We start from the raw sequence: 7,717 nt of genomic DNA on the forward strand, positions 1-7,717 counted from the left end.
GAATCGGCACGCGGCGAGGTGTCGAGCAGCGCCAACTTCAGCACCCGCTCCGGCGCCTGGCGCATGATCTCCTGCGCGACATAGCCGCCCATCGACAGACCGGCGAGCGCAAATTTCTCCGGTGCTGCTTCCAGCGCGGAGGCCGCCATTTCCTTTACCGACTCGTGGCGCGTGAGGTCGGCAACCTGGCAGTCCGCCATGTCGGACAGCGCCTGCATTTGCGGCGCCCACAGTTTCTCGTCGCACAGCAGGCCCGGCAGCAGGACCAGGGGGATTTTCTCAGCCATTCCGTCTCAGCTCTTTTCTTTCAACCGCTTGATGAAGGGGATCATCGCCTTGAAGGCCGGGGTGTCGGCCCGGCCCAGCCATTCGAAGACGACCATCTCGGACGTGGCGACGAGCATACCGGCCAGTTCCATCCGGGCAAGCCCGCGCTGCCGGTCCTCAGGGTCGCGCGAGGCGACGGCATCGGCGACCACCACGACCTCGTAGCCCGCCGCCTGCAGCCCGAAGGCGGTCTGCAGCACGCAAACATGCGCCTCGGCACCGCACAGCACGACCCGGCGGCGCTTCAGCGCGGCGACGCGGCCGGCCATGCCCGGCTCCGCCATCGCATCGAAACATATCTTCTCGGCCACGGCATCGGGCGGCAGCAGCCCGGCCAGAGCCGGCACCACGCCGCCCAGCCCCTTCGGATACTGCACCGTCGCCAGCACCGGCACCTCCAGCTCCCGCGCGGCGCGCAGCAGCAGGCCGCAGGCCGCGGTCATGCCCGCCTGACCGTCGAGCGCCGGCAGCAGCCTTTCCTGCGCATCGACCAGCAGCATCGAACAATCGGCATGGTGAAGCAGCATCGGTCCCTCGCTTTGCGGCAAAAGCGCGCTCAATAGCCCGCGAAGCCAGACAAAAGTTGACAGAATCGCATGCAACTCTAATATCGCCCGCGACGACAGGCGGTATTTTATTCGCCTGAGGCGCCATTTCCAAAGAACGGACCATAATGGGTTTCTCAGACCTGGGACTTAGCCCGGACCTCCTGCGCGCCATCGAGGACGCAGGCTATACGACACCGACTCCCATCCAGGAGCAGGCGATTCCGCAGGTCCTGATGGGCCGCGACGTCCTGGGTGTCGCCCAGACCGGCACCGGCAAGACCGCCAGCTTCACCCTGCCGATGATCGAAATCCTGGGCAAGGGCCGGGCCAAGGCCCGCATGCCGCGCTCGCTCATCCTGGAGCCGACGCGCGAACTGGCCGCCCAGGTCGCCGAGAATTTCGAGAAATACGGCAAGTACCAAAAGCTGAACATGGCGCTGCTGATCGGCGGCGTCTCCTTCGCCGACCAGGAAAAGAAAATCGACCGCGGCGTCGATGTGCTGATCGCTACGCCGGGCCGGTTGCTGGACCATTTCGGGCGCGGCAAGATCCTGCTGCAGGATGTGAAGATCCTCGTCATCGACGAGGCCGACCGCATGCTGGATATGGGCTTCATCCCGGATATCGAGCGCATCGTCGGCGTGCTGCCGAAAATCCGCCAGACGCTGTTCTTCTCCGCCACCATGGCGCCGGAAATCCGCAAGCTTTCCGACAAGTTCCTGATGAACCCGAAGGAAATCAGCGTCGCCAAGCAGGCCAGCACGGCCGATACGGTGGCGCAGCATCTGGTCGTCGTCGGCTCCAAGGCCAAGCGCGAGGCGCTGCGCAGCCTGATCCGCTCGGAGAATGTGAAGAACGCCTTCATCTTCTGTAACCGCAAGCGCGACATCGGCACGCTGCAGAAGTCGCTGACGCAGCACGGCTTTTCCGCCGTGGCGCTGCATGGTGACATGACCCAGCCGGCCCGTACCGAGACGCTGGCGAAGTTCAAGAACAACGAAGTGTCGCTGCTGGTCTGCTCCGACGTGGCGGCGCGCGGCCTCGACATCCAGGCGGTCAGCCACGTCTTCAATTTCGACGTACCGAGCAACGCGGAGGATTACGTCCACCGCATCGGCCGCACCGGCCGCGCCGGCATGACCGGCCGCGCCTATACCATCGCCACGCCCGAGGACGCGAAATATGTCGCGGCCATCGAGAACCTGATCGGCAAGCCGATTCCGCGCATCACCCCGGATGACGTAGACGCCGAGGAGCTGGACATGAGCGACGTCGGCGGCAAGCGCCGCCGTGGCCGCAGCAAGGGCAAGCCGGAGGCGAAGGCCGACGAGCCGAAGAAGGCCGCGTCCGCCGAGAAGCCTGCCGCGAAGAAGGCCGCCAAGGACAAGCCGGTCTCTGAGAAGCCCACCAGGGAAAAGCCGGCCCGGGAAAAATCTGCCAGGACGGAACCCCGCCCCGAGGCACCAAGGCACGAGCCGATCCGCGACCGCCGCGACGAACCGAAGCGTGAGCGGGATCGCCGATATTCACGCGACGACGAGCCCGTGGAAGTGACCGCCGGCTTTGGCGACGATGTGCCGGCCTTCCTGCTGCGGACGGTGAAGCTGAAGAAGAGTGCGTAAGCCATGAAAGCCATCTTCATCATGGTGAAGTGCGACCTCGGCCAGGCCTACAAGGTGGCCGACGAGGCGGTGCAGGGCGTCGAACAGGTCTCCGAGGTCTATTCCACCTCCGGCCAGTACGACCTGCTGATGAAGTGCTATCTGGACGAGGATGCCGATATCGGCCATTTCGTGACCGAGCGCATCCAGACCCTGCCCGGCGTGAAGGACACCTTCACCCTGATCACCTTCAAGGCCTTCGGGTAAGGCGGCGTCTTTTCCTCGCCCTGACATAATTTCTTACCGTCACCCCCGCACTTGTTGCGGGGGTCCATGTTTCAGCCTGCTGGATCGCCGGTCGGGTAAGCTGAAGTCTGGATTCCCGCAACAAGTGCGGGAATGACGATCTTGGAAATCTACATTGCCGTTTGGTTTCAAATCCGCCTGCGCTAGGATGCCCGCCGTCTGACGACCCTGCATCCGGGAGGCTTGGGAACATATGAAACGGGCATCGCTGCTGGCCGCGGCCGCATTCCTCGCATCTTTCAGCCTGGCGCCGGCACACGCCGCCGAGCCGCTGAAGATCGGCTTCATCTCCACCCTGTCCGGCCCCGGTGCGGCGCTGGGCAAGGATCTGCTGGACGGCTTCAATCTCGGCATCGAGCAGTCCGGCGGCAAGCTGGGCGGCCGCACGGTCGAGCTGGTGACCGGCGACGACCAGCTGAAGCCCGATGTCGGCCGCCAGCTGGCCGAGCGCATGATCCAGCGCGACAAGGTGGACCTGATCGCCGGCGTCGTGTTCTCCAACGTCATGATGGCGGTCGCCAAGCCGATCTTCGATTCCAAGACCTTCATGCTGAGCCTGAATGCCGGCCCTTCGGCGCTGGCCGGCAACCGTTGCAGCCCCTACTTCTTCAACGTCGCCTGGCAGAACGACCAGAGCCACGAGGCGATGGGCAAGCATGTGAAGGATCAGGGCTTCAAGCGCGTCTATCTGATGGCGCCGAACTATCCCGCCGGCAAGGACGCGCTGACCGGCTTCAAGCGCTATTACAGCGGCGGCGAGATCATCGGCGAGGTCTATACCCAGATCAACCAGCCGGACTACGCGGCGGAGCTGGCGCAGCTGCGCGCCGCCAAGCCGGACGCGGTCTATATCTTCTATCCCGGCGGCATGGGCGTGAACTTCATCAAGCAGTACGCGCAGGCCGGGCTGAAGGAGGAAGTGCCGCTGTTCGGCCCGTCCTTCAGCTTCGACCAGACCATCCTGCCGGCGGTTGGCGACGCGGCACTGGGCGTCTACAACACCGGCTTCTGGAGCCCGGACATGCCGAACGACCAGAACCAGAAGTTCGTGAAGGCGTTCGAGGCGAAGTACAGCCGCCCGCCCTCACCCTTCGCGGCACAGGCCTATGACGGCGCGCTGCTGCTCGCCTCCGCGCTGGCCGAGACCGGCGGCAGCGTGAAGGACGAGGCGAAGTTCCGCGGCGCCATGCGCGCCGCGAAGTTCGAATCGGTGCGTGGCCCGTTCGCCTTCAACACCAACCACTACCCGATCCAGAATTTCTATCTGCGCCAGGTGGTGAAGAACGACGAGGGCCGCATCACCAACAAGCTGATCGGCACGGTGTTCGCGCGGCACATGGACGCCTATCACGACCAGTGCAAGATGAAGTGAGCCACGAGACGACAATCATCGTGAACGGGGATCGCGTCAGCGCGGTCCCCGTCGCCATTCCGGACGCCGCATGACCCTCCTGCTCTTCATCGAACAGGTCCTGAACGGGCTGCAGCTCGGCACCATGCTGTTCCTCATGGCAGCCGGGCTGACGCTGGTGTTCGGCATCATGCATCTGATCAACCTGGCGCATGGCTCGCTCTACATGATCGGCGCCTATGTTGCGGCCACCGTCCAGCAGGCAACCGGCAGCTTCCTGCTGGGGCTGCTGGCCGCCTTGCCGGCGGCTGCGCTGGTCGGCATGGCGATGGAGGCCATTGCCCTGCGCCGCCTCTATGACCGCGACCATCTGGACCAGGTGCTGGCGACCTTCGGGCTGATCCTGTTCTTCAACGAGCTGGTGAAGATCCTCTGGGGGCCGCAGGCCTATTTCATGGCGGTGCCGGAGATGCTGTCGGGCAGCGTGGAAATCCTGCCCGGCGCGCCCTACCCCGCCTACCGGCTGGCCATCGTCGCAGCCGGCATCGCGGCGGCGCTGTTTCTCTATCTTCTCATCACCCGCACGCGCATCGGCATGCTGATCCGTGCCGGGGCCACCAACCGCGAGATGGTGAACGCGCTGGGCGTGAATGTGGACCGGCTCTACATGCTGGTGTTCGGGCTGGGCGCAGCGCTGGCCGGGCTGGCCGGCGTGATAGCCGGGCCGCTGCTGGCGCTGGAGGTCGGCATGGGCGAGAACATCCTGATCCTTGCCTTCGTGGTCATCGTCATCGGCGGCATCGGCTCGGTGCGCGGCGCCTTCGTGGCGGCGCTGCTGGTCGGCATCGCCGACACCTTCGGGCGCGTGCTGCTGCCCGGTGCGCTGTCGGAAATGACGATCTATATCCTGATGGCGGCAATCCTGGTCTGGCGGCCGCAAGGGCTGTTTCCCGCACATGCGTGACCTTCTGCGCCGCATCATCCTGTGGGGCGGGCTTGCCCTGCTCTGTGTGCTGCCGCCGCTGGCCGACGCGCTGGGCGAGGGCTTCTATACGGTGATGGTCAGCCGCGTGCTGATCCTGGCGCTGGGCGCGGTCAGCCTGAACCTGATCCTGGGCTATGGCGGCATGGTCAGCTTCGGCCACGCCGCCTATCTGGGGATCGGCGCCTATGTGGTGGGCATCCTGTCCTACCATTCCGGCGAGTGGTTCGGCACCGAGAGCGCCTTTGTCGCCTTCCCCGCCGCCATGCTGGTCTCCGCCCTGTTCGCGCTGGTGACCGGCGCCATCAGCCTGCGCACCAGCGGCGTCTATTTCATCATGATCACGCTGGCCTTCGCGCAGATGGTCTATTTCTTCTTCGTCTCGCAGCAGGAATATGGCGGGATGGACGGCATGCAGATGTGGGCCCGCTCCGATGCCGGCCCGCTCGACCTGTCGGACGATGCCAGCTTCTACTACCTCGCCCTCGTCCTGCTGCTGGCGGTGCTGTTCCTGAAATACCGGCTTGTGCATTCCCGCTTCGGGCTGGTGCTGCGCGGCATCCGCGAGAATGAGCGCCGCATGAAGGCGCTGGGCTTCGCGACCTACCGATACAAGCTGGCGGCCTTCGTGCTGTCCGGCATGGTGGCCGGGCTGGCCGGCGCGATGATGGCGAACCTGACGGAATTCGTCAGCCCGTCGCTGCTGCACTGGACACGTTCCGGCGAGCTGATGGTCATGGTCATCCTGGGCGGCATGGGCTCCATCGCCGGGCCGGTGCTGGGCGCCTTCGCCTTCCTGGTGCTGGAGGATGTGCTGGCCGAAATCACCCAGCACTGGATGATCGTACTGGGGCCGCTGCTCATCCTCATCGTGCTGCTGGCGCGGCGCGGCCTCTACGGGCTGCTGACGCCGGAAGGCAGCAATAAATGAGCGCGCTGCTCTCCATCCAGGGGCTGGAGAAGCGTTTCGGCGGGGTGACTGCCACCGACAGCCTGACGCTCGACATACTGCCGGGCGAACTCCACGCCATCATCGGGCCGAACGGGGCCGGCAAGACCACGCTGATCGGCCAGCTGTCCGGCGAGATCGCGCCCGATGCCGGGTCCATCCGCTTCAAGGGCCAGGCGATAACCGCTCTGCCGGTCGAGCGGCGCGCGCTGCTGGGGCTCGCCCGATCCTTCCAGGTCACCAGCGTCCTGCAGGGCTTCACCGCGCTGGAGAATGTGCTGCTGGCGGCGCAGGCGCATGACGGCCACAGCTTCCGCTTCTGGAAGCCCGTCCTCGCCGAGACGGCGCTGCGCGATACTGCCATGGCGGTGCTGGAACAGGTCGGCCTCGCCGGTCGCGCCGCTGTTCCCGCTGCGGCATTGGCGCATGGCGAGCAGCGCCAGCTGGAGCTTGCCATGGCGCTGGCTGGCAAGCCGGACCTGCTGCTGCTGGACGAACCGATGGCCGGCATGGGGCCGGAGGAATCGGTGCGCATGACCGAGCTGCTGGCCGGACTGAAAGGCAGCGTCACCATCCTGCTGGTCGAGCACGACATGGACGCAGTGTTCCGCCTGGCCGACCGCATAACCGTGCTGGTCTATGGAAGCGCCATCGCCACCGGCACGCCGGACGCGATCCGCGCCGACGAATCCGTGCGCGCCGCCTATTTGGGGAGCGATTCCTGATGCTGCGGCTGAGCGGGGTGGAAAGCTTCTACGGTGCCAGCCAGGTACTGTTCGGCATCGATCTGGAGGTCGGCGCCGGCGAGGTCGCCACGCTGCTTGGCCGCAACGGCATGGGCAAGACCACGACCGTCCGCGCCATTCTGGGCCTCACCCCGCCGCGTCAGGGCGAGATCGCGCTGGACGGGCAGCGGCTGGACGGGCTGCCGCCCTACCGCATAGCGCGGGCGGGCATCGGGCTGGTGCCCGAAGGGCGTCATGTCTTCCCCACCCTTTCCGTCCGCGAGAATTTGATCGCCACCGCGCGCGGCGGCGGCTGGACCGAGGAGCGCGTCTTCGCCCTGTTCCCGCGCCTGTCCGAACGCGCCGGGCAGCGTGCCGGGACACTATCGGGCGGCGAACAGCAGATGCTGGCCATCGGCCGGGCGCTGATGACCAACCCGCGCCTGCTGATCCTGGACGAGGCGACGGAAGGGCTGGCGCCGCTGATCCGCGAGGAAATCTGGCGCTGCGTCGAGGCACTGAAGGCGGACGGCCAGGCGATCCTGCTGATCGACAAGAATATCGATGCGCTGCTGCGCCTCGCCGACCGGCACCACATCATCGAGAAGGGCCGCATTGTCTGGACCGGCGGCTCCGCGGAACTCGCCGCCGACGAGGCGCTGCGCCACCGCTATCTGGGTGTTTAGGCCAGCAGTAGCATCCCCAGGCTGTAGAGCGCGACGATACTCAGCATCAGCCTGAGGTTGGTGCCATAGGCGAGCTGCCGGGCGGAAACCTCGAACAGCTTGGCGCACACCAGGAAGGAGATCGAGCCCATCGCAGCCAGCGCGCCGAAAGCCCAGCCGATCAGCCCGGCCAGCGCCAGCAGCGCCAGATGCAGCTGGTCCGGCATGTGCGGGCCGAACAGGGTCAGCAGCACGGTCATCGG

10 protein-coding genes and 1 pseudogene are annotated in these 7,717 nt (G+C 65.9%); 8 read left to right on the plus strand and 3 right to left on the minus strand.

Annotation, left to right across the window (positions count from 1 at the left end; all coding sequences use genetic code 11):
- Positions 1–287 (minus strand): alpha/beta fold hydrolase (locus MK313_RS17330; protein WP_287783324.1); only part of this gene is annotated, 287 nt, incomplete at its 3' end.
- A gap of 6 nt (positions 288–293) precedes the next feature.
- Positions 294–854: an isochorismatase family protein gene (locus MK313_RS17335; protein WP_287783327.1), complete on the minus strand. Its 561-nt coding sequence runs from the start codon at positions 852–854 to the stop codon at positions 294–296.
- A gap of 146 nt (positions 855–1,000) precedes the next feature.
- Here MK313_RS17335 and MK313_RS17340 point away from each other — a divergent pair, with 146 nt between their 5' ends.
- The 8 genes and pseudogenes from MK313_RS17340 (at position 1,001) to MK313_RS17370 (ending at position 7,475) form a co-directional block, all read left to right on the plus strand.
- Entirely contained in the window at positions 1,001–2,497 is a 1,497-nt protein-coding gene (locus MK313_RS17340) for a DEAD/DEAH box helicase (RefSeq protein WP_287783329.1), read from the plus strand.
- A gap of 3 nt (positions 2,498–2,500) precedes the next feature.
- Positions 2,501–2,743: an Lrp/AsnC ligand binding domain-containing protein gene (locus tag MK313_RS17345; RefSeq protein ID WP_008944231.1), complete on the plus strand. Its 243-nt coding sequence runs from the start codon at positions 2,501–2,503 to the stop codon at positions 2,741–2,743.
- Positions 2,744–2,975: 232 nt separating this feature from the next.
- Entirely contained in the window at positions 2,976–4,154 is a 1,179-nt protein-coding gene (locus MK313_RS17350; protein WP_287783332.1) for an ABC transporter substrate-binding protein, read from the plus strand.
- Between the two features lie 70 nt (positions 4,155–4,224).
- A complete protein-coding gene (locus MK313_RS17355) occupies positions 4,225–5,097 on the plus strand; it encodes a branched-chain amino acid ABC transporter permease (RefSeq protein WP_287783334.1) in 873 nt (290 codons plus the stop codon).
- Entirely contained in the window at positions 5,090–6,046 is a 957-nt protein-coding gene (locus MK313_RS17360) for a branched-chain amino acid ABC transporter permease (RefSeq protein WP_287783337.1), read from the plus strand. The genes MK313_RS17355 and MK313_RS17360 overlap by 8 nt, the downstream gene beginning before the upstream one ends.
- 32 nt (positions 6,047–6,078) lie before the next feature.
- Positions 6,079–6,558: pseudogene (locus MK313_RS18245) on the plus strand (ATP-binding cassette domain-containing protein); the annotation flags it as partial.
- Positions 6,559–6,657: 99 nt separating this feature from the next.
- A complete protein-coding gene (locus MK313_RS18250; protein ID WP_407669829.1) occupies positions 6,658–6,789 on the plus strand; it encodes a hypothetical protein in 132 nt (43 codons plus the stop codon).
- The gene (locus MK313_RS17370; RefSeq protein WP_008944236.1) at positions 6,789–7,475 is read left to right on the plus strand and encodes an ABC transporter ATP-binding protein; all 687 of its coding nucleotides are present in this window, start codon (positions 6,789–6,791) and stop codon (positions 7,473–7,475) included. The genes MK313_RS18250 and MK313_RS17370 overlap by 1 nt, the downstream gene beginning before the upstream one ends.
- On the opposite strand, the gene MK313_RS17375 is transcribed toward MK313_RS17370, so the two are convergent.
- On the minus strand, positions 7,472–7,717 hold a 246-nt coding region (locus MK313_RS17375; RefSeq protein ID WP_287783343.1), incomplete at its 5' end, for a hypothetical protein. The genes MK313_RS17370 and MK313_RS17375 overlap by 4 nt on opposite strands.

Origin of the sequence: Oceanibaculum sp., from assembly GCF_022449305.1 — a bacterium.
Lineage (GTDB): Bacteria > Pseudomonadota > Alphaproteobacteria > Oceanibaculales > Oceanibaculaceae > Oceanibaculum > Oceanibaculum indicum.

What these genes read in the sequence shown, in the direction of transcription:
- MK313_RS17370 (WP_008944236.1), top strand. Translation starts at nt 6,789, where the DNA reads ATGCTGCGGCTGAGCGGGGTGGAAAGCTTCTACGGTGCCAGCCAGGTA.
- MK313_RS18250 (WP_407669829.1), top strand. Translation starts at nt 6,658, where the DNA reads ATGGACGCAGTGTTCCGCCTGGCCGACCGCATAACCGTGCTGGTCTAT.
- MK313_RS17340 (WP_287783329.1), top strand. Translation starts at nt 1,001, where the DNA reads ATGGGTTTCTCAGACCTGGGACTTAGCCCGGACCTCCTGCGCGCCATC.
- MK313_RS17345 (WP_008944231.1), top strand. Translation starts at nt 2,501, where the DNA reads ATGAAAGCCATCTTCATCATGGTGAAGTGCGACCTCGGCCAGGCCTAC.
- MK313_RS17350 (WP_287783332.1), top strand. Translation starts at nt 2,976, where the DNA reads ATGAAACGGGCATCGCTGCTGGCCGCGGCCGCATTCCTCGCATCTTTC.
- MK313_RS17335 (WP_287783327.1), bottom strand. Translation starts at nt 854, where the DNA reads ATGCTGCTTCACCATGCCGATTGTTCGATGCTGCTGGTCGATGCGCAG.
- MK313_RS17355 (WP_287783334.1), top strand. Translation starts at nt 4,225, where the DNA reads ATGACCCTCCTGCTCTTCATCGAACAGGTCCTGAACGGGCTGCAGCTC.
- MK313_RS17360 (WP_287783337.1), top strand. Translation starts at nt 5,090, where the DNA reads ATGCGTGACCTTCTGCGCCGCATCATCCTGTGGGGCGGGCTTGCCCTG.